At 58.2% G+C, this 20,771-nt stretch carries 15 protein-coding genes and 2 rRNA genes; 7 read left to right on the top strand and 10 right to left on the bottom strand.

Annotated elements, in window-relative coordinates; translation table 11 throughout:
• Positions 1-3 precede the first annotated feature (3 nt).
• Genes ADJ95_RS06510 through pknB form a run of 5 tightly spaced genes read left to right on the top strand, consistent with a single transcriptional unit; the run spans position 4 to position 8,532 of the window.
• A complete protein-coding gene (locus tag ADJ95_RS06510; RefSeq protein WP_049333746.1) occupies positions 4-1,719 on the top strand; it encodes a PP2C family protein-serine/threonine phosphatase in 1,716 nt (571 codons plus the stop codon).
• Complete coding sequence (locus ADJ95_RS06505; RefSeq protein WP_049333744.1) at positions 1,712-3,172, top strand: FtsW/RodA/SpoVE family cell cycle protein; 1,461 nt, start codon at positions 1,712-1,714, stop codon at positions 3,170-3,172. Before ADJ95_RS06510 ends, ADJ95_RS06505 begins: the two co-directional genes overlap by 8 nt.
• The gene (locus ADJ95_RS06500) at positions 3,165-4,604 is read left to right on the top strand and encodes a peptidoglycan D,D-transpeptidase FtsI family protein (RefSeq protein WP_049333742.1); all 1,440 of its coding nucleotides are present in this window, start codon (positions 3,165-3,167) and stop codon (positions 4,602-4,604) included. Before ADJ95_RS06505 ends, ADJ95_RS06500 begins: the two co-directional genes overlap by 8 nt.
• Positions 4,601-6,352 (top strand): protein kinase domain-containing protein, encoded by a 1,752-nt coding sequence (locus ADJ95_RS06495; protein WP_049333739.1) that lies wholly within the window; start codon positions 4,601-4,603, stop codon positions 6,350-6,352. The genes ADJ95_RS06500 and ADJ95_RS06495 overlap by 4 nt, the downstream gene beginning before the upstream one ends.
• A gap of 47 nt (positions 6,353-6,399) precedes the next feature.
• Positions 6,400-8,532 carry a Stk1 family PASTA domain-containing Ser/Thr kinase gene (gene pknB / locus ADJ95_RS06490; protein ID WP_049333737.1) on the top strand — a complete coding sequence of 711 codons (2,133 nt, stop codon included), beginning with the start codon at positions 6,400-6,402 and terminating at the stop codon, positions 8,530-8,532.
• 212 nt (positions 8,533-8,744) lie between these two features.
• Here pknB and ADJ95_RS06485 read toward each other — a convergent pair whose 3' ends face one another.
• The 3 genes from ADJ95_RS06485 to ADJ95_RS06475 are packed head-to-tail and all read right to left on the bottom strand — an operon-like array spanning position 8,745 to position 10,319.
• The gene (locus ADJ95_RS06485; protein ID WP_049333735.1) at positions 8,745-9,377 is read right to left on the bottom strand and encodes an aminodeoxychorismate/anthranilate synthase component II; all 633 of its coding nucleotides are present in this window, start codon (positions 9,375-9,377) and stop codon (positions 8,745-8,747) included.
• A 15-nt stretch (positions 9,378-9,392) separates the two neighbouring features.
• Positions 9,393-9,554, bottom strand: coding sequence for a hypothetical protein (locus ADJ95_RS09400; RefSeq protein ID WP_049333732.1), 162 nt, complete (start codon positions 9,552-9,554; stop codon positions 9,393-9,395).
• A gap of 15 nt (positions 9,555-9,569) precedes the next feature.
• The gene (locus ADJ95_RS06475; protein WP_049333730.1) at positions 9,570-10,319 is read right to left on the bottom strand and encodes a class E sortase; all 750 of its coding nucleotides are present in this window, start codon (positions 10,317-10,319) and stop codon (positions 9,570-9,572) included.
• Positions 10,320-10,470: 151 nt separating this feature from the next.
• On the opposite strand from ADJ95_RS06475, the gene ADJ95_RS06470 reads away from it, so the two are divergent.
• The gene (locus ADJ95_RS06470; RefSeq protein ID WP_049333728.1) at positions 10,471-10,785 is read left to right on the top strand and encodes a cell division protein CrgA; all 315 of its coding nucleotides are present in this window, start codon (positions 10,471-10,473) and stop codon (positions 10,783-10,785) included.
• 305 nt (positions 10,786-11,090) lie between these two features.
• Here the strand turns inward: ADJ95_RS06470 and ADJ95_RS06465 are convergent, their stop codons facing one another.
• Positions 11,091-11,558: a hypothetical protein gene (locus tag ADJ95_RS06465; RefSeq protein ID WP_049333726.1), complete on the bottom strand. Its 468-nt coding sequence runs from the start codon at positions 11,556-11,558 to the stop codon at positions 11,091-11,093.
• 13 nt (positions 11,559-11,571) lie between these two features.
• Positions 11,572-12,489 (bottom strand): LysR family transcriptional regulator ArgP, encoded by a 918-nt coding sequence (locus ADJ95_RS06460; RefSeq protein WP_049333724.1) that lies wholly within the window; start codon positions 12,487-12,489, stop codon positions 11,572-11,574.
• Positions 12,490-12,697: 208 nt separating this feature from the next.
• Between ADJ95_RS06460 and ADJ95_RS06455 the strand changes: the two genes are divergently transcribed.
• Positions 12,698-13,330, top strand: a complete 633-nt coding sequence (locus ADJ95_RS06455) for a LysE/ArgO family amino acid transporter (protein WP_049333723.1) — start codon at positions 12,698-12,700, stop codon at positions 13,328-13,330.
• Positions 13,331-13,405: 75 nt separating this feature from the next.
• On the opposite strand, the gene ADJ95_RS09525 is transcribed toward ADJ95_RS06455, so the two are convergent.
• From ADJ95_RS09525 to ADJ95_RS06435, 5 genes are all read right to left on the bottom strand, one after another.
• Positions 13,406-13,681 (bottom strand): hypothetical protein, encoded by a 276-nt coding sequence (locus ADJ95_RS09525; protein WP_239662809.1) that lies wholly within the window; start codon positions 13,679-13,681, stop codon positions 13,406-13,408.
• A 250-nt stretch (positions 13,682-13,931) separates the two neighbouring features.
• Positions 13,932-14,357 carry a hypothetical protein gene (locus tag ADJ95_RS09520; RefSeq protein ID WP_239662808.1) on the bottom strand — a complete coding sequence of 142 codons (426 nt, stop codon included), beginning with the start codon at positions 14,355-14,357 and terminating at the stop codon, positions 13,932-13,934.
• A 180-nt stretch (positions 14,358-14,537) separates the two neighbouring features.
• Positions 14,538-15,083: a hypothetical protein gene (locus ADJ95_RS06445; protein WP_049333721.1), complete on the bottom strand. Its 546-nt coding sequence runs from the start codon at positions 15,081-15,083 to the stop codon at positions 14,538-14,540.
• A 237-nt stretch (positions 15,084-15,320) separates the two neighbouring features.
• Positions 15,321-18,411, bottom strand: a 23S ribosomal RNA gene (locus ADJ95_RS06440).
• 305 nt (positions 18,412-18,716) lie between these two features.
• Positions 18,717-20,244: ribosomal RNA gene (locus ADJ95_RS06435) — 16S ribosomal RNA — on the bottom strand.
• Together the 16S and 23S rRNA genes form the textbook arrangement of a ribosomal RNA operon.
• Between the last annotated feature and the right edge of the window lie 527 nt (positions 20,245-20,771).

The raw sequence follows: 20,771 nt of genomic DNA, 5'->3' as shown, positions 1-20,771 counted from the left end.
CCGATGAAGATTGCTTTCCGTCTTGAGGCGCGCTCCGATACGGGCCTCAAACGTTCCAAGAACGACGATTCCGGTTACGGCGGCCGCTACCTTGCGGTCGTCGCCGATGGCATGGGCGGCCACGTGGGCGGCGATGTCGCCTCCGCGACCACGGTGCTAAACCTAACCCCGCTGGACCACCCCGACTTTGAGAACGGCACCGGCGGCGTTTACCTGGCCGACGAGATTCAGAGCGCCAACCTGATTATTAACGAGCTGGCCGCAAACGACCCGCAGCTTGCCGGTATGGGCACCACCTGCACCGCGCTGCTGATTGACGGCGATTGCATAGAGTTTGCCCACATCGGTGACTCGCGTGCATACCGCCTGCGCCCGGGTGCCGACGGTGAGTTCGAGCAGATTTCGACCGACCACACCTTCGTGCAGCGCCTGCTGAACGAGGGCCGCATTACCCCGGAGGAGGCCGAGCACCACCCGCATAAGAACGTGATTATGCGCGTGCTCGGTGACGTTGACGCCTCCCCCGAGCTGGAGCTCAAGACCCTGGACGCCGTCGTGGGCGAGCGCTGGGTGCTGTCCTCGGACGGCCTGGACGCCGTGGTTTCCGTACCCGAAATTGAGCAGGTGATGCGTTCGCACGACGACCTCGCGGAGGTTGCCGACACGCTCATCTCCATGACCCTGGAGCGCGGCGCGCCCGATAACGTGACCGTCGTGGCCCTGCAGGTCATCGACCGCGAGGAGCTGCCGGTGGACGAGCCGGTGGGTCCCTCCGCGCTACCCGATTCCGCGCTGCCCGACTCGATTGTGGCGGAGCAGGAAGTCAGCGTGAATACGCAGAAGCTCCCCGAGATTGCCGCAACCGCCGAGGCCGCGGAGGCAACCCTCGCCGCGCTGGAGCAAGAGTCCGCTCACCACAACGTGCGTCGTTTCCGCCGTGCCCGCGACTTTGCCGGAACCCTGCTGCACAGCGGTTCCGATGCGGTGCGCCACCACATCGGAACCTACGACAACGCCGTGGATGCGGCCCTCACCAACGCCGCGATTCTGCGCGGCGAGCTGGGTTCGCGTCCGCATCAGCTGGTCGGTGCCGCCGCGGTGGCGACCGAGACCGGCATGATTCCGGCGGTGACCTCCCGTACCCTGGAGCACCGCGCCACGGTGGCTCAGCGCATGCCGCTAACGGTGGATGAAGCGCCCCTGCCCGCCGAGCTGGAGGAGCTCATCGCGGAGGAGCCGGCCGAACGCACCTCCCGCCGTTCCTGGTCGGTGCGTCTCTTCATCTTCCTGCTAGTGGCGGCTCTGCTGACCCTGGCGGCGTGGACCGGCCTGCGCTACGTGGAGCGTAGCTACTACGTGGGCGAGAGCGACGGCACGGTGGCGGTGTACAACGGTATTCCGCATGCGCTGGGCCCGATTCGCCTCTCGCACGTGGTGGAGAATACCGATATTTCGACCTCGCAGCTCTCCGACCACACCCGCACCCTGCTACGTAATTCGATTACCGCGAAGGACCTGAACGAGGCGCACCAGATTGTGTCGCGCCTGAAGACCCAGGCCGAGCAGAACCGCATCAAGGCGGAACAGGCGGCGTCCGCCTCCGCTTCGCCGACCCCCGATCCGACGGCGACCGCATCGTTGGCTCCCGAGCCCGCGGAATCAGGGGCTGAAACCCCGACCGAATCCCCGAGCACGGAGGGCGGTGAGAACCATGGCTAAGCTGTCGTTCCGACGCGATTCCGATGCGCCACGCGCGCGCCGCTTCACGGAGCTACTATTGCTGGTCGTGGCCGTGGGTATTAGCTCTTTCGGCATGTACCTGATCGACCCGGAGCACGCCCTGGACACTTCGAAGAGCCAGTGGCTTCCCTGCACCATCGTGCTGGGCGCCGGTTCGCTCCTGATCCACCTGGTCCTGCAGTTCCGTGCCCGCTACGCCGACCCGTTCATCCTGCCGCTGGTGGTGGCTCTGAACGGTATCGGTTTGACGATGATTTACCGTCTGGACCCGCAGATTGCCGCGCCGGTGGGCGACGGCCAGCTCATGTGGACGGGCGTGTCCATGGTGCTGTGCGCGGTCATCGTGTTCGTGTTGCGCGACCACCGCGTGCTGCGCAAGGTCACGTACACCTCCCTGGTGCTGTCGATGATTCTGCTCATCATGCCGCTGATTCCCGGCCTGGGCATGGAGTTGAACGGTGCGCGCATCTGGATTCACATCGGCAACCGCACCTTCCAGCCCGGCGAGGTCGCGAAGATTACGCTGGCGATTTTCTTCGCCGGTTACCTGGCAACGCACCGCGACCTGATTCTGGTGGCGGGCCGCCGCATCGGTCCGGTAAACCTGCCGCGACTGCGCGACCTTGCACCGGTGTTCCTGGCCTGGCTCGTGAGCCTGGGTGTTCTGGTATTCCAGAAGGACCTGGGTTCGGCCATCATGTTCTTCGGCCTGTTCATGGCGATGCTGTACCTGGCGACGGGCCGCCTGTCGTGGCTGGTTGTGGCCGGTATCGGTATCGCTGTGGGTGGGTACTTCGCGTACAACTACGTTTCGCACGTGCACGCCCGCATCTACGCGTGGGTTCACGCCTTTGACCCGGATATTTACCAGGCTTCGCCGGGTGGTTCGGGCCAGATTCTACAGGGCGTATTCGGCCTGGCGTACGGCGGCCTGTTTGGTCGCGGCTGGGGTCAGGGCCGAGCGAACCTGGTTCCCTACGCAAACTCCGACATGATCATCTCTTCGCTGGGTGAGGAGCTGGGCCTGATTGGTCTGGGCGCCATCCTGATGATGTTCATGTTGCTGGTTTCGCGCGGCTACCGCGCGGCTCTGGGCACCCGCGACGGCTTCGGTAAGTTGCTGGCGGCGGGACTGTCCACGGTCATGGTGCTGCAGCTGTTCGTGGTGATTGGCGGCGTGACCCGTCTGATTCCGCTGACGGGTCTGACGACTCCGTTTATGTCGGCGGGCGGTTCGTCGCTGGTGGCCAACTGGATTATTGTGGCGCTGTGGCTGTCGATTTCGCATAGTGCCCGTGCTCCGCACCTGGTGGCCGGTTACGATGCATCGCAGGGTATCGACCATATGGATACCAGCTACGAGCCCGAGGGCGCGACGAGCGTCCTGGCCCGTATCACGGCAAAGGATTCTGGAGGTGAGAAGAATGGATAGGGCGATTCGCCGCATGTGGATGTCAGCCGCGTGCGTGTTTGTCCTGCTGATGGGTACCCTCAGCTATATTCAGTTCTTCGATTCGAAGACCCTGATGGCTAACCCGTGGAATAGCCGAGCACTGTACGACAACTACGGTTCGGCGCGTGGTTCCATCGTGGTGGACGGCACGGAGATTGCTTCCTCGGTGAAGTCCGATGATGAGTACAACTACCAGCGCGTGTACAACCACCCGCTCAAGTACGCGGCTCTGACCGGCTACTTCTCCACCATCTACGGTGCGACCGGCCTGGAAGCCGCCATGGATAAGGAGCTCGCCGGCACGAGCGATAGCCAGTTCTACGATCGCGTGGCGCAGCTCTTCAGCGGTTCCTCCGCTCAGGGTGCCAGCGTGGAGCTGACCATCAACTCGAAGCTTCAGGACATCGCCTACAACGCTCTGCAGGGCCGTAAGGGTGCCGTCGTGGCGCTGAACCCGAAAACCGGCGAGATTCTGGCGATGGCCTCATCCCCCTCCTACGATCCGAACCTGCTGTCCTCCCACTCGGGTTCTTCCGTGATTGCGAACTACCAGGCGCTAACGGCAGATGAGGATCAGCCCCTCTTCAACCGAGCGATTGCCGGTAATACGTACTCGCCGGGTTCGACCTTCAAGATTATTGACGCGGTCGCGGCCCTCGAGTCGGGTAAGTACAACGCCGAGTCGGTTATCGCGAACCCCGCGCAGTTGCCTCTGCCGGGCACGAACATCACCCTGCCGAACTACACGGGCGGCCAGTGTTCCACCCGAACTCAGGCAACGATTGAGTGGGCGTTGGCGCAGTCCTGTAACGCCCCGTTCGCGCAGATTGCGATGGACCTGGGTCAGGAGCGTATCGCTAAGACCGCCGAGAACTTCGGGTACGGTCAGGATTTGAAGATTCCGCTGACCGTGTCGAAGTCTTCGTTCCCTTCGAATATGACGCAGAGCCAGCTGGCTCAGTCGGCCGTCGGTCAGTACAACGTGAAGACCACGCCCCTGCAGGTGGCGATGACCTCCGCGGCGATTGCGAACGGCGGTGTGCAGATGAAGCCGAACCTGATTCGTTCGGTGAAGACCAGCAACCTGAGCACCCTGCAGGAGTTCTCGGCTGAGAAGCTCCGCACCTCCACCTCCCCCGAGGTGGCCAACCAGGTGAAGCAGTGGATGGTGAATTCGGTTGATAATGGTATTGCACGTAATGCCGGTGTCGCGGGCGTGAAGGTGGCGGGTAAGACCGGTACCGCAGAGACGACGGCGGGTTTGAATAATTCTTGGTTCACCGGTTTCGCTCCGGCCGATGACCCTCAGATTGCCATCGCGGTGGTGTACGAAGATATTGACGTGGCGACCGGCGCACAATTGGCAACCGGTACAAGTAAGCAACTTTTTGAGGCGGTGTTGAACAAGTGAGGCCTGCGGCTGATATTACCCTGGGCGGGCGCTACACCCTGACCGAGCGTATCGCAATTGGCGGTATGGGTGAGGTGTGGAAGGCTCGCGATAAGGTGCTTGGTCGCATCGTTGCGGTCAAGATTCTGAAGGAAGAGTACACCGGCGACCCCGGCTTCCTGGAGCGTTTCCGCGCGGAGGCTCGCAATACGGCGCTGCTGAACCACCCCGGCGTGGCGAACGTGTTCGACTACGGCGAGGAGGATAACTCCGCGTACCTGGTGATGGAGCTTGTGCCGGGTAGCCCCCTGTCGAGTATCATCGAGCGCGAGGGTACCCTGCCGCCGGACCGCGTCCTGAACTTTATCGCGCAGACCGCTCGTGCGCTGGCTGCCGCTCACTCGCAGGGCCTGGTGCACCGCGATGTGAAGCCCGGTAACCTGATTATCACCCCGGACGACCGCGTGAAGGTGACCGATTTCGGTATCGCGCGCTTGGCAAACCAGGTGCCGTTGACTGCGACCGGTCAGGTGATGGGTACCGCCCAGTACCTGGCTCCCGAGCAGGCTACCGGCCAGGCTGCGACCGCTTCTTCTGATATGTATTCTCTGGGCATCATCGGTTACGAGTGCCTGGTGGGACGACGCCCGTTCACCGGTGAGTCGCAGATTGCGATTGCGCTGGCTCAGGTGAACGATCCGCCGCCACCGCTTCCGGAGAGCATTCCGGCTGCGGCACGCGCGCTGATTATGTGTCTGCTGGCGAAGGACCCGGCGCAGCGTCCCAAGGATGCAACCGCCCTGGCCTCCGCGGTGGATGCGATTCGCCGCCGCGACCTGAAGGCAGCGGTGAAGGCTGTGCCCTCCCTGGCCCAGTTCCTGGCCGAGGAGAATGCCGACGATGCAACCGTGGCCATGGACGCCATGAACGTTGCGGCTGAGCCGATTAGCGCCTCCGCCGCACCGCGTTTTGGTTCGGGCGGGCGTTTCTCGCCGGAACCGACCACGGCGCCTATCCCCCGCACGAGCGCCCAGACGGTGCGCACGAGTGCGGAGCGTTCTGCCGCGGCGCCCCGTTCCTCGACGAAGCGTGGCCCGAACGTGTGGATGTGGATTGCGATGCTGCTGGCAATCCTGCTGATTCTGGGCGGCATCTGGACCGTGTTCTTCACCAATAATGGTGGAGGCGGCACGTCCCCGGAGACTTCGGCGAGCGCTTCGGCCTCTTCGGAACCGACAAACACCGGTAAGGTGTCGACGGTGGAGACGAGCGAGGCCGCTGCCACGACCTCTTCCAAGAAGAAGGTGACCGTGAACGCGGTGAACTACGAGGGTCGTGAGCTGCAGGATGCGGTGAACGAGTTGAAGAACCTCGGCCTTTCCCCCAAGACGGAGGGTGTGGAGTCCACTCAACCGGAGAACACGGTGATTTCGGTTTCTCCGACGGGTACTTTGGAGCAGGGCAATAGCGTCACGGTGCGCTATTCGACCGGTCCGAAGTCGGTGACTCTCCCGTCGAACCTTGAGGGTAAGAACGTGGACGAGGCTTCGAAGGCCGTCGCAGCGCTCGGCGTGAATGTTTCTCTTCACTACGAGAATTCGGATACCGCGGCCCCCGGCACGGTTCTTCGTACTACACCTTCATCTGGCACTAAGGTGACGGTTGGTAGTAATGTAGACATGTATGTGGCCTCTTCCAATTCGGGTAGGGGATCGAGTGCCAGCGCTTCCGCTGCACCGTCTGCGTCGGCTTCCGCCACGGCGCGTTAGCCCCTACGTTTTGATTTAGTTTTTGTCTTATTGATCCAGGAGAACTTATGGACCTGTCGGTTCCCGACACGGTTGATAACCGTTACAAGGTACTCGAGGTAATCGGTACCGGTGCGATGGCGACCGTTTACGCTGCCGAGGACACCCGCCTCGGCCGCAAGGTGGCTCTTAAGATTCTGCGTCCGGAGCAGGCCCAGGATGAGACCTTCCGTGCCCGTTTCAAGCGGGAGGCGGAGGCCGTCGCGTCTCTGAATAATCCTGCGATTGTTGCGGTGTATGACACCGGTTCATTCGATCCTTCCCAGAGCTACGGCGTGGATGAGGCCGCGGGCGAGTCTACGCTCATCCCCTATATCGTGATGGAGTACGTGGAGGGTCACACCCTGCGCACCATCCTGTCGCGTGGCGGTCACCTGCCGGTGAGCGATGCGCTGGGCTACGCCGAGCAGTTGCTGGGCGCGCTCCAGTACAGCCACTCGATGGGCATCATTCACCGCGATATTAAGCCGGCGAACATCATGGTGCTGGACCGCACCAGCGAGGATATCGCGAAGGGTCAGCCGGGCCAGATTAAGGTCATGGACTTCGGCATTTCTCGCGCGATTGAGGAGGCCGGCGAGGCGCTGACCAAGGCGAACGTGGTGATGGGTAGCGCACGCTACATGTCCCCCGAGCAGGTCAGCGGCAAGGAGGTCGACGCCCGTAGCGACCTGTACTCGGCCGCCTGCGTGATTTACGAGATGATTGCCGGCCGTTCCCCCTTCGATGCCGAGTCGAATGTGGATTTGGCTGCTAAGCACCTCTCCGACACCCCTGAGCCCCCGAGCAAGTTCACCCCGCTCGAGGTTCCGGCAGGTCTGGATGCGGTCATTCTGAAGGGTCTGGCTAAGAACCCGGACGACCGCTATCAGAGCGCTGCCGAGTTCGAGCAGGCACTGGTCTCCGTGATTCGTCCCGGCGAGGAAACCGTGGCTCAGGACGCCGCCATGACGACCGCGTTCGTGCCGTCGGCAACCACCGCGTCTCTGGGCGAGGATTACGCCCCGTACACCACCTCGATTACCGAGGCTTCGGTGGAGGACGGCGGTCTCAACGGATTCTTCGACTACGAGGATGAAGAGGAACCGTACGAGGATGAGGAGTACGTCGAATACGATGAGGGTTCGCCCCGTAAGCGTGCGTGGACGCGCTTCCTGGTTGGTATTCTCATCGCCGCGCTACTGGCATTTAGCGTCGGCTCGGTGCTGTATTACCAGAACAAGCTGAACGAGGTTCCGCAGGTTCAGGTTCCGGCCGTGGTGAACGTTTCCCGCGATGATGCCGATAACCAGCTGCGTAACCGAGGCTTCGTGGTGGAGTACCGTCAGGGCTACTCCGACAACATCAAGAAGGGCGACGTGATCAGCGTCGAGCCGGGTGTCGGTTCTATGGTTAATAAGGGCTCGACCGTGACCGTGACCGTCTCAAGCGGCCCGGAGAAGATTAAGCTGCCCGATAACCTGCAGGGCCAGAGCGAGGCGTACGTGCGTAACGCGCTGAAGGACCTGGGTCTGGTGGACGGCCGTGTCTCCACCGTGGAGAGCGCTTCGGTGCCTGCCGGTATGGTGGTTGAGCTGTCCCCCGAGAAGGGTTCGACGGACGATAAGGGTGTTCAGACGGTTGAGGCCGGTAGCACCGTGAACATTGTCCTGTCCTCGGGTAAGGTGAAGGTCCCCTCGCTGGTGGGTCTGACCAAGGATCAGGCGATTGCCGCTCTGACCGCTCAGGATGTTCTGCTGAACACCAACATTGAGACGGTTCAGACGACCGAGCGTCCCGCCGGTACCGTGCTTTCGCAGAGTTCTGCGGCCGGTACCCTGGTGCCGCAGAACAGCACCGTGACGATTCGCGTGGCTGCTACCCCGACTCAGACGACTGCCCCGACTGCTGCGGCTACTCAGCCGGCAGCGTCGACCGGTAACCAGAACGCTACCACCGGTAACCAGCAGCGTCAGGCCACTCAGCAGGCTACTCAGCCTGCCGCCTCGACCGGTAACCAGAACGCTACCACCGGTAACCAGAACCAGCAGCATTCTACCGCTTCGGCTACTCCGGCACCGGCTGCGTCCGCTACTGCGGGTACCCGTACGATTCAGGGTAATAACGCGAACGCCAATGCAAATAACGCTAACTCCCGCTAAGGGGTTTTAGAGGTTAGCCGCGAAAAAAAGGGGCGGCGCTCTACACCGTTGGGTGTGGGGCGCCGCCCCTTTCGTGTGCCTGCCCGTGTGCCCGGGCTTGCTCGCGACTATGGGCTCAGATAGAGTATCGCCTCCAGCTTCCCTGTAGTGCGCCTACTACGGAGCTTCTGGAGGCGATATAAGCCACTGAGGACTCTAAAGGCTATAAGGGATTAGGCCATGAGGGGCGAGAGGCTCTTAGCGCGTTCTGCGGCACCCTGCAGGCCGGTTTCTTCAAGCCAGTTGCCGAGCATCAGGTAGCCGCCTTCGGTCAGGACCGATTCGGGGTGGAACTGTACGCCGTGCATGGGGGCTTCGCGGTGGCGCAGGCCCATGATGATGCCGTTGTCGGTCGTGGAGGTGGTTTCCAGGACGTCCGGCATGCTCTCGGGTACGACCGCAAGCGAGTGGTAGCGGGTCGCGGTGAAGGGGCAGGGCACGTCCTTGAAGACGGAAACGTTCTCGTGCACCATCTTCGAGGTCTTGCCGTGCATTAGTTCGGGGGCGTGGGTAACGGTGCCGCCAAAAGCCTCGGCAATGGCCTGGTGGCCCAGGCAGACGCCCAGCAGGGGCTTATTTGCCTCAGCCGCCCAGCGGATGGTGTCAATGATGACGCCGGCTTCAGAGGGCGCTCCGGGGCCTGGAGAGATGAGCACGCCGTCGTGGTCTTCCGCGAGCTTCAGCACGTGGTCCAGGTCGTATTCATCGTTGCGGATGACCGTGGTCTCGGCGCCGAGCTGCTGCAGGTATCCCACAAGGGTGAAGACGAAGCTATCGTAGTTGTCGATGACAAGGATGCGGGTCATGGTGTTGTCCTAGTGCTAATGGTTGATGGTGACGTTCTGGTTGAAGGGGCCGTACTCGGCGAAGTGCGGGAAGACGTACTCCATGAGCAGGTAGACGGCTACGAGCACCAGCACGATGGCAATAATGATGCGCAGCCACAGGGGCCCGGGCAGGTGTCGGAAAATCCATCCGTACATGTTCTTTTCCTTTCCTTAAGATCCGGCCACCGAAGCGGCGATTTCTGCGGGGGCGCCGGCGGAGGCGGGACGCCACGATTCGAATCGGGCGTGCACGATGTATCGTTCGGTATCGCCGTAGCGTGGGTGGCAGGTGGTGAGGGTCATGAGACGCTCGGTGGGGGCCACACCGGGTTGGCCGGGCACAGGTTCGATGACTTCAACCTGGTCAGGCTGCACGATTTCGTGGCTGTAGACGGTGTAGGTGTAGTAGCCGTCTTTGGTGCGCACGTAGATGTGGTCGCCTTCGGTGAGCAGGTCGATGTCGTTGAGGACCTTACCGCGGGTTTGGCGGTGGCCAGCGAGGGAGAAGTTGCCGACCTGGCCGGGCATGGCGGTCCCGTCGTAGTGTCCGAGACCGAGGGAGTCGAGCACGTCGGCGCTGGTGCCCTGGGTGGCGGGACGATGATAATCCGCGCCAAATTTGGGGATGTAGACGACTCCGAAGACCTCACCGTGTTCGGGTTCGCTCAACCCGGCGGGAGGGGTGTTAGGGTCCCAGCTGGGCGGGGCTTCGGCCGGATGCGCGTCAAACTCCTGCACGAGGGTGCTGACGGCCTGGGACTGGGTACGGTCGGCGTCGATATTGGTCCACCACAGCTGCCAGGCAACGAAGAGAAGCAGAATAACGCCCGCGGTGATAAGGAGCTCGCCGGTAATCTGGATAATCCATTGCAGCACGGTGCGGGGTCGGCGCGCGGCATTATGTGCCTTTCCGTGGCTCATGCTCTCTCCTTGGGGTTAGTGGCATTGGCGTTTCTCAGCCGTCATACGCTGTGTTTAACGCTCGGGCGAGGTGAAATCATCCCGCAAGTCTGCAAAGATAGGTGTAAACGTATATTTTTAGGTTACCCATACAACAATAAGCGGAGGAAGTATGTCGTCCAACTCGGCTAAGGCATCGTCCAAGAAGAAGTCTCAGAAGTCCGAGAAGTCTGAGGTGGAGGACGCAAGCGAGATTCGTCTGCGCGAGATTGCCCATGAGATGGAGAGCGGTACGCAGCTGAAGGAGCAGACTCCGCTGTGGTACCGGGTCATCATGTTTTCGCTGCTGGCCCTGGGCATCCTGTGGATTATTGTTTTCTACATTACGCAGGGCCTATTCCCGATTCCTGACTTGGGTATGTGGAACGTCAGCATCGGCGTGGGCGCCATGATGGTGAGTATGCTGATGATGACCCGCTGGCGCTAGAGCGTATTGAGGAGGCGGCCGTCCCATTACTGGGCGGCCGCCTCTGTCGTTCTCGAAGAACCGGGGGCTAGTGACTCTCTGCCCCTGTTTTTCTGTTCTGAAAGGCAGCCCGAAAGGTCGCGGTCATGGCGACCATGATGAGCAGTTCGGTGAGGGTTTGGGTGAGTACGGTGGCGCTCATGAGGTTTGCTGACGCTGCGGTGAGCGGGCTGACCAGCGTTGCGCCAGGTAAGCGGCTGCTAGGGGCACGATGAACGGTGCAAGGCTGAGTTAGCTTTCGACGGGGAGGGGGAATATTTCTCCCACTACCCCATATTTAATATTCTCATATAAATATATACACTAGTCCATATAGGAATAGAAAGGATCTGGGCGCTAAGTAGGTAGGGTGTTGCCGCCAGCAAACCTCGATATTCCCCTCCGGCGATACACGTAAAGACCACAACGTAATCCACGCATGGAGCCAGCAGAACAATCGCTGCAGCTAGAGCAACGGGACCGCCCTCGGGAATAAAGAGGGGAACGAGCAGCGCAACCAGAACTGGAGTCCCCAAAGCAGCAACCAGCACCACAGTATGGGTGAGCCTTTTGTGCTGACCGGCGCTCATGCCGCTTAGGGGCATGAGAGCGAAGTTGGTCCAGAGTAGCGCACCGAGCGCGTAGGGCACGAGCTGCTCGGAGACCTGACTCCATCCGCCCAGCCCCGCGCAGGCAACTCCCACAGCCATGGAGCCAAGGTAGAGGGCCACCTGGTGATGTTCCACAAAGCCCACGGAACCGCCCCTTCTAGTAGATAAGGTCGCCTCGTGCCGCTTCGTGAACGCGGCGGGTTACGGTCTCCATGACGGGTGAGTTAATGTTCCACCGTTGCCAGTAGAGAGGGAATTCTACGGGGGTTGCGGCGAGCTTGATGAGGTGCCCGCTTGCGAGTTCTTCGGCGCATTGCGCTTCGGGGATAAGACCCCATGCGATACCGGCGCTGACAGCACGCGCGTAGTCCGGGGAGGAGGGAATGTAGATGGTGGGACTTTGGGTGAAGGTTTCTTCAGCCTCCAGACCTACTTCTTGTTCGATGAGGACTCGTGCTACGTCCTGCACGAAGTCTTTGCGGTCGTATTCGACGACGGGGGCATGGTTGAGCTCCTCGCGGCTTACGCGCTTGGGCCAGCCGAGCAGGTAGCGCCGCACGTAGTCGGGGGTGGCGACGCACCAGTACCGTGCCACACCGAGGGTTTCAACGGAGCAGCCGGGGATTTTTTCGGGTTTGGAGGTGATGACTGCCATGACTTCTCCGGAGCGGAGCATGGCGGAGGAGTGGAATTCGCCTTCTCGTCGCAGGTCGCAGAAGATGCTGTCTTCGCGGCTGAGGGTTCCGACGGCGTCGATGAACCAGGTGGCAAGCGAATCGGCATTGACCGCCACAGACACGCTTTGGAAGCCGCCGGCACCCATGAGTTCGCGTTCCATTTCTTGCTGCAGGAATTCACTCTGGCGGGCGATGCGCAGCACGCTCTGTCCGGCATCCGTGGGGGTCACGGGATTGCTTCGGCGCAGCAGAACCTTTCCGGCGATCTGCTCCATGGCTTTGATGCGCTGGGAGATGGCGGAGGGGCTCACCCGTAGAACATCTGCCGCCGCGTCGAAGGTGCCATATTCGATGACGGTGGCGAAGGTGGTGAGCTGGTCGGTACTGAAACGTGTCATAAGAATATCTTACGCAGTGTGAAAATATTTAGATAGATTTAGGGTCCTTTTTCCCGTATTCTCGTCTCTGGCGCTTCATACTCCTGCTAACGCAGGCTTTATCCCTGCGTCGCGAGCTTTTGCCTGGCAAGCTGGTAGTAAGAGAGCCGCTACCCGCCACTGCGTACGCGGGTTCATACCCCGTTTGATCGACATAGAAAGTTTCACGATGTCCACATCCCTGTCCCTGCTGTTTCTGGGTGCCACCACCACTATCTCTTTGGTGGCCGCCATTGGCGCCCAGGGCACGTTTGTGTTGCGTCAGGGCATTACGGGTCGGCATATTACCCCGATTATTATCTTCTGCGTGCTCTCGGATGCGCTCATGATTGGCTTGGGTGTTGTGGGTCTTGGTGCGCTACTTGACGCCGCCCCGTGGGTTATGGAGGTTCTCCGCTACGTCGGCGCAGCTTTTCTGGCGTGGTTCGGCTACGAGTCGGCGAAGCGTGTTTTCACCCCGCATGCGGTTGTCGTTGAGGAGGGCACCGAGGATGCGCAGTCGTTGAAGGCGGCCCTGCTAACCACGGCGGCGGTCACCTACCTCAACCCGCTGGCATGGTTGGACACAACGATTTTCCTCGGTTCTCTGGCTAATACGCAGGGCGATCCCGGCCGCTGGTGGTATTACCTGGGCTGCTGTTGCGGTAGCGTGCTGTGGTTCCTCATGATTGGCTACGGCTCACGAATTTTACGTCCGCTCTTCGCCCGCCCGGAGGCCTGGCGTGTACTTGACGCGGCGGTGGCCCTACTCATGGTGTATCTGGTATTCAACCTGCTCACCATGGACCTGTCCGCCCACTAGCACCATACCTTTTATCCCTTGTCAGGCTCTTTTTCCGCAGTCTCCTCCTCGCTAAGGGGTACGAGTACTTCGCTTTTAGGCATGGTGAGCAAGCCCCAGGTAGATATCGCGAATAATCAGGATGTGCTTGATTTGCTCAATCATGGGTTTGAGGAAGCTTCGGACATATTTTTCGTCGCTACTGGTGGTTGCGACGAAGCTGAGCCCGGAGAACACGGCAACGATCATGGACACCTTGATGACCACGGCGTTGATATTGGTGTCTACGCCGAGGATTTTGAGGTGTTTGGGTTTGACGGCCATCCACGATTCAATGATGGTGTCACTAATGGCGATGGACGAAAAGCCCATGAAGAACCCGAAGACGAGCAGCATGAAGAAGCTTGCCTGTATAATCTACCCGATCATGGGGATGATGATGAGGTTGCCCCAAGGTGCGATTTTGAGGGGTCGGTGTTCGTGGATTTTCTTTTCTTCGACCCAGTCCTGGGCGGTGTTCCAGATTCCGCCTTCGAGGGCTATGGCGCGCTCGTAGTCGTTTTCTCGCTAAAGCTTGCGACGTCGTCACCTCTGTTGCGACCCAGAAGGCGCGCTGTGCGCTCTAGAGAGGCCGTGACGACCACGAAACACGGCGAGTATCCCCATGAGCCCCAGAACAGCCCAGGTACGCGGGAAGCTGAGCCCCTGCAACGAGTACGGTAAAAGCACCTGCGGTAATTTGTACCCACTTCGGGGAGCGCACCATCAGCAGATGTACCAGGGCAATAAACGCACCAGAGATAATCGGCATCACGAGGAAGATGCCACCAAGCACGAGTAGGGGAACGACGTCCTCGCTCAGGGCAGTATCGGTTGCAATGGCCCTAACGTACTCCGGGAGGGAACCGTTAGTTCCGTCAAGGATGAAGATGAGGATATCGCGCAGGAAGATATAGCAGACGTGCATGATGCTCACCCGCAGAATCCAGGGAATGGAGCGCGGGAACGCGTCGAGAGCACGCTGACGTGCAGGAATGATGAGGGGCACGCCCTGCTTGCGGAACCAGATATTGCTTTACCTCAGCATATCGGCTCTGCTGTATTGCAGAGATCGTCCCTCTGCGGCTTTGGTGCGCAGTCGTGCCCAGGTGGGTCGTGCACCCTTTTTCCGCGGGGTGTTCTGCTCCTGTGTGCTCATGACATACCACTCTACAGGGTCGAGAATACCTTATAGTTTTTCCTTCTGGAGTTCAGCTCCAATGAAACGGGCATACGCACCCATGAGTAGCGCAGCTACTTCTTCGTGTCCCGCGTAGATGCCTAACTCCTCATCCTCTAGTCCTTTGTAGGTACCGCTGCTCATCTCGAGCAGGGATAGCGGTCCTTCTGCAGTCTCCGGTGCCAGGGCATCCAGGATGAAGCTCAGGCTCTCTTCTGCGTCTTCCTCTACTCCCATGAGGCGCCCTAGGAGTGTTCCCGGGTAGGGGGCAATGGTAAGTACGTCTTCGTTTACGCATTGGATAACACGGGCTATAGGAATAACATCACCGTTCTCGGTCTCTTCGAGCAATAGCTCAGCGGAGAGGTCTATATGGCTTTCCTCGCTCTGTAGGAGCTGCCTGGGCCACCAGAGGTGAATGTATTCAGTGAGTGCTGCCCATACTTCGTGGGGCTCCAGAGTGCTTTCTACATAGAGGGCTACAGTGCGTTCTTCGCTGACCGGTTGCTGCTGATCGGTAGGCTCTGGTGCGTGGGAAAACATGGGGTAGTGCATGGTTCTACTCTATCCCACTGGTCACCTCTCAGGAGGAGATATTCTTTCTTCCTCCTTGCCCCCCCTCCCTTCGAAGGGGTACGAGGGCACAAAAAAAGGGGGGCAGACCCACCTGGGTCTGCCCCCCTCCCAGCTTTAGCTGTTAAAGCAAAAGAGCCCGCGCAAGCGGGCTCTTTTTATTGCCTATTGGATTGTTATCCAAAAACCATACAGTGAACGCAAACAACAATTTCTCGAAAAAATAAGCCTTCAGCCTATTAGTACCAGTCAACTCCACGAGTCTTCAGTCCCCGCTTCCATACCCGGCCTATCAACCTCATCATCTATAAGGAGCCTCACACACCAAAGTGCCAGGAAATCTCATCTCGAAACAGGCTTCCCGCTTAGATGCTTTCAGCGGTTATCCCTCCCGAACGTAGCCAATCAGCCATGCACCTGGCGGTACAACTGACATACCAGAGGTTCGTCCGTCCCGGTCCTCTCGTACTAAGGACAGCCTTTCTCAAATTTCCAACGCGCGCAGCGGATAGGGACCGAACTGTCTCACGACGTTCTGAACCCAGCTCGCGTACCGCTTTAATGGGCGAACAGCCCAACCCTTGGGACCGACTCCAGCCCCAGGATGCGACGAGCCGACATCGAGGTGCCAAACCATGCCGTCGATATGGACTCTTGGGCAAGATCAGCCTGTTATCCCCGAGGTACCTTTTATCCGTTGAGCGACGGCCGTTCCACAACGTACCGCCGGATCACTAGTCCCGACTTTCGTCCCTGCTCGACCTGCCAGTCTCACAGTCAAGCTCCCTTGTGCACTTACACTCAACACCTGATTGCCAACCAGGCTGAGGGAACCTTTGGGCGCCTCCGTTACACTTTAGGAGGCAACCGCCCCAGTTAAACTACCCATCAGGCACTGTCCCTGAACCAGATCATGGCCCGAAGTTAGACATCCAGATTGACCAGAGTGGTATTTCAACAACGACTCCACACAAACTAGCGTCCATGCTTCACAGTCTCCCACCTATCCTACACAAGCCAAACCAAACACCAATACCAAACTATAGTAAAGGTCACGGGGTCTTTCCGTCCTGCTGCGCGAAACGAGCATCTTTACTCGTACTGCAATTTCGCCGAGTTCATGGTTGAGACAGTAGGGAAGTCGTTACTCCATTCGTGCAGGTCGGAACTTACCCGACAAGGAATTTCGCTACCTTAGGATGGTTATAGTTACCACCGCCGTTTACTGGGGCTTAAATTCTCAGCTTCGCCCAAAAAAGGCTAACCAATCCTCTTAACCTTCCAGCACCGGGCAGGAGTCAGTCCGTATACATCGTCTTACGACTTCGCACGGACCTGTGTTTTTGATAAACAGTCGCTTCCCCCTGGTCTCTGCGACCCATACACGCTCCAGACAGCAAGTGCCCATCACGCTCAAGGTCCCCCTTCTCCCGAAGTTACGGGGGCATTTTGCCGAGTTCCTTAACCATGATTCTCTCGATCGCCTTAGTATTCTCTACCTGATCACCTGTGTCGGTTTAGGGTACGGGCGGCTAAAACCTCACGCCGATGCTTTTCTCGGCAGCATAGGATCACCAAATCCCCCAAAAACAGGGTCCCATCACGTCTCAGGCACACAGCCGGCGCATTTAACAACCGACAACCCTACACGCTTAGACCACGACAACCATCGCGTGGCTTGGCTACCTTCCTGCGTCACACCTGTTAACACGTTTACCTCCAAAGATCGGGTCCCACAACCCACACAACACACAAACAAAAGCCTGCACATCATGCTTCGCATGGTTAGCATCACAATATCAGTATGGGCGGTTCTTCACCGGTACGGGAATATCAACCCGTTATCCATCGACTACGCCTGTCGGCCTCGCCTTAGGCCCCGACTAACCCAGGGCAGATTAACTTGACCCTGGAACCCTTGATCATCCGGCGGATGAGTTTCTCACTCATCTTTCGCTACTCATGCCTGCATTCTCACTCGCATAGCCTCCACCACTGGTTTACACCGCAGCTTCACTGGCTACACGACGCTCCCCTACCCAACAATCCAAAAAGATCATTGCCACAACTTCGGCGGTGTACTTGAGCCCCGCTACATTATCGGCGCAGAATCACTTGACCAGTGAGCTGTTACGCACTCTTTCAAGGGTGGCTGCTTCTAAGCCAACCTCCTGGTTGTCTAAGCAACTCCACATCCTTTCCCACTTAGCACACGCTTAGGGGCCTTAGTTGGTGGTCTGGGCTGTTTCCCTCTCGACAATGAAGCTTATCCCCCACTGTCTCACTGCTACGCTCTCACTTACCGGCATTCGGAGTTTAGCTGACGTCAGTAACCCGTGAAGGCCCATCGGCCATCCAGTAGCTCTACCTCCGGCAAGAAACACGTAACGCTGCACCTAAATGCATTTCGGGGAGAACCAGCTATCACAGAGTTTGATTGGCCTTTCACCCCTATCCACAGCTCATCCCCTCCATTTTCAACTGAAGTGGGTTCGGTCCTCCACGACGTCTTACCGTCGCTTCAACCTGGCCATGGATAGATCACTCCGCTTCGGGTCTAGGTCATGCCACTCAAACGCCCTATTCAGACTCGCTTTCGCTACGGATACCCCACACGGGTTAACCTCGCGACATAACACTAACTCGCAGGCTCATTCTTCAAAAGGCACGCTGTCACCCCAAAAGGCTCCAACGGCTTGTAAGCACACGGTTTCAGGTACTATTTCACTCCCCTCCCGGGGTACTTTTCACCATTCCCTCACGGTACTGATTCACTATCGGTCACTAAGAAGTATTTAGACTTACCAGGTGGTCCTGGCAGATTCACACGAGATTCCACGAGCCCCGTGCTACTCGGGTGGCCACACCACGGACAGAACAATTTCGATTACGGGACTCTCACCCTCTACGGCCGACCATTCCAAGTCGTTCACCTACCATCCTGAACATCATGCCGGCAGCCAGTTAGAACTGCCACTGTGACTCCCACAACCCCCATGATGCAACGCCTAACCGCTATCACACACCACAGGTTTAGTCTCTTCCGCTTTCGCTCGCCACTACTCACAGAATCATTACTTTATTTTCTCTTCCTGCGGGTACTGAGATGTTTCACTTCCCCGCGTTCCCCCCAACCAGCCTATACATTCAGCTGGCGGTAACTCACCATGAAGATGAGCCAGGTTTCCCCATTCGGAAATCCTCGGATCAACGCCCAGTTATCGGCTCCCCGAGGCTTATCGCAGATTCACACGTCCTTCATCGGCTCTTAATGCCAAGGCATCCACCGTGTGCCCTTAATAACTTACACACAATCAAGAAAAATAAGAATCTAAAATCAACAATCAAACCAACACCAAAGCATTGATTCAACGCAAATTCCAGAAGATGCTCGCGTCCACTATATAGTTCTCAAACAACAACCCACAACACAACAACAACACAAACACAACATTCGCATCATCACCATGCCAGGCAAAAACAGGAACAACACCAACGTGTTACCCCAAAACCCAACAATGCGCTTCACTCAACCCAAAACCAACATTCCACCCATGAGCAAAACCACCCACCCGACACTCGCGGGTAGCATGGCCAACTAAATGTGCTCCTTAGAAAGGAGGTGATCCAGCCGCACCTTCCGGTACGGCTACCTTGTTACGACTTAGTCCCAATCGCCAATCCCACCTTAGACGGCTCCCTCCAAAAAGGTTAGGCCACCGGCTTTGGGTGTTACCAACTTTCGTGACTTGACGGGCGGTGTGTACAAGGCCCGGGAACGTATTCACCGCAGCGTTGCTGATCTGCGATTACTAGCGACTCCGACTTCATGGGGTCGAGTTGCAGACCCCAATCCGAACTGAGACCGGCTTTTAGGGATTAGCTCCACCTCACAGTATCGCAACCCTCTGTACCGGCCATTGTAGCATGCGTGAAGCCCAAGACATAAGGGGCATGATGATTTGACGTCATCCCCACCTTCCTCCGAGTTGACCCCGGCAGTCTCCTATGAGTCCCCACCATAACGTGCTGGCAACATAGAACGAGGGTTGCGCTCGTTGCGGGACTTAACCCAACATCTCACGACACGAGCTGACGACAACCATGCACCACCTGTATACCAGCCCCGAAGGGAAACACCATCTCTGATGCGGTCCAGTATATGTCAAGCCTTGGTAAGGTTCTTCGCGTTGCATCGAATTAATCCGCATGCTCCGCCGCTTGTGCGGGCCCCCGTCAATTTCTTTGAGTTTTAGCCTTGCGGCCGTACTCCCCAGGCGGGGCACTTAATGCGTTAGCTACGGCGCGGAAAACGTGGAATGTCCCCCACACCTAGTGCCCAACGTTTACGGCATGGACTACCAGGGTATCTAATCCTGTTCGCTCCCCATGCTTTCGCTTCTCAGCGTCAGTTACAGCCCAGAGACCTGCCTTCGCCATCGGTGTTCTTCCTGATATCTGCGCATTCCACCGCTACACCAGGAGTTCCAGTCTCCCCTACTGCACTCTAGTCTGCCCGTACCCACTGCAATACACGGGGTTAAGCCCCGGCCTTTCACAGCAGACGCGACAAACCGCCTACAAGCTCTTTACGCCCAATAATTCCGGACAACGCTCGCGCCCTACGTATTACCGCGGCTGCTGGCACGTAGTTAGCCGGCGCTTTCTCTGCAGGTACCGTCAATTTCTCTTCTTCCCTGCTAACAGAGGTTTACAACCCGAAGGCCGTCATCCCTCACGCGGCGTCGCTGCATCAGGCTTGCGCCCATTGTGCAATATTCCCCACTGCTGCCTCCCGTAGGAGTCTGGGCCGTGTCTCAGTCCCAGTGTGGCCGGTCACCCTCTCAGGCCGGCTACCCGTCGTCGCCTTGGTGAGCCGTTACCTCACCAACAAGCTGATAGGCCGTGAGCCCATCTATAACCACTACATAACGCTTTCCACCAACACCCCATGCGGAGATTGGTCGTATCCGGTATTAGACCCAGTTTCCCAGGCTTATCCCAGAGTTAAAGGTAGGTTACTCACGTATTACTCACCCGTTCGCCACTAATCCACCTAGCAAGCTAGGCTTCATCGTTCGACTTGCATGTGTTAAGCACGCCGCCAGCGTTCGTCCTGAGCCAGAATCAAACTCTCCGTTGAAAAAATAGAAAAGCTTGATAACCTGATCTCAAACAGCGAATCACACACGGGGGTGCGTGACTCAAGCTGACTTTTTTGAAACCATTCAATGATTATCAAATAAATAAATATTTGGTATTAGTTTCAGTTTCCATCACCAATTCGGTGATTTTATTGAACAAAGCACACTATTGAGTTCTCAAGCAACACACCGATTCAACACCTCAACCCCTCCAACCGAAGGAGCCTCACCGCTGAACGGTCATTCTCTTTTTATTGTTACCGCGTTCCCGCGGCAACCCAATCAACTATACCAGCGTTTCATTCGCCATGCAAATCCGATTTCCGTGATTCACACCACAAAGTTTCTTTCCTAAAATCCTCCACAATCACCATCAGGCAACCAAGAATTCCTTCAAGCAAGAAACCGAAACACTATACAATTGAAAACCTGTCAAAACCGCTTCCGACTAGGAGAAACACCGAAGAAGTTCTTCGTTTTTTCCTCCTCGCCGCGGCGACTCATACAACTATACAGACCCGAATAC

Origin of the sequence: Rothia mucilaginosa (assembly GCF_001061665.1) — a bacterium.
Taxonomy (GTDB): domain Bacteria; phylum Actinomycetota; class Actinomycetes; order Actinomycetales; family Micrococcaceae; genus Rothia; species Rothia mucilaginosa_A.
The sequence above is the reverse complement of the archived record's forward strand: the minus strand, read 5'-3'. Positions and strand labels throughout refer to the sequence as shown.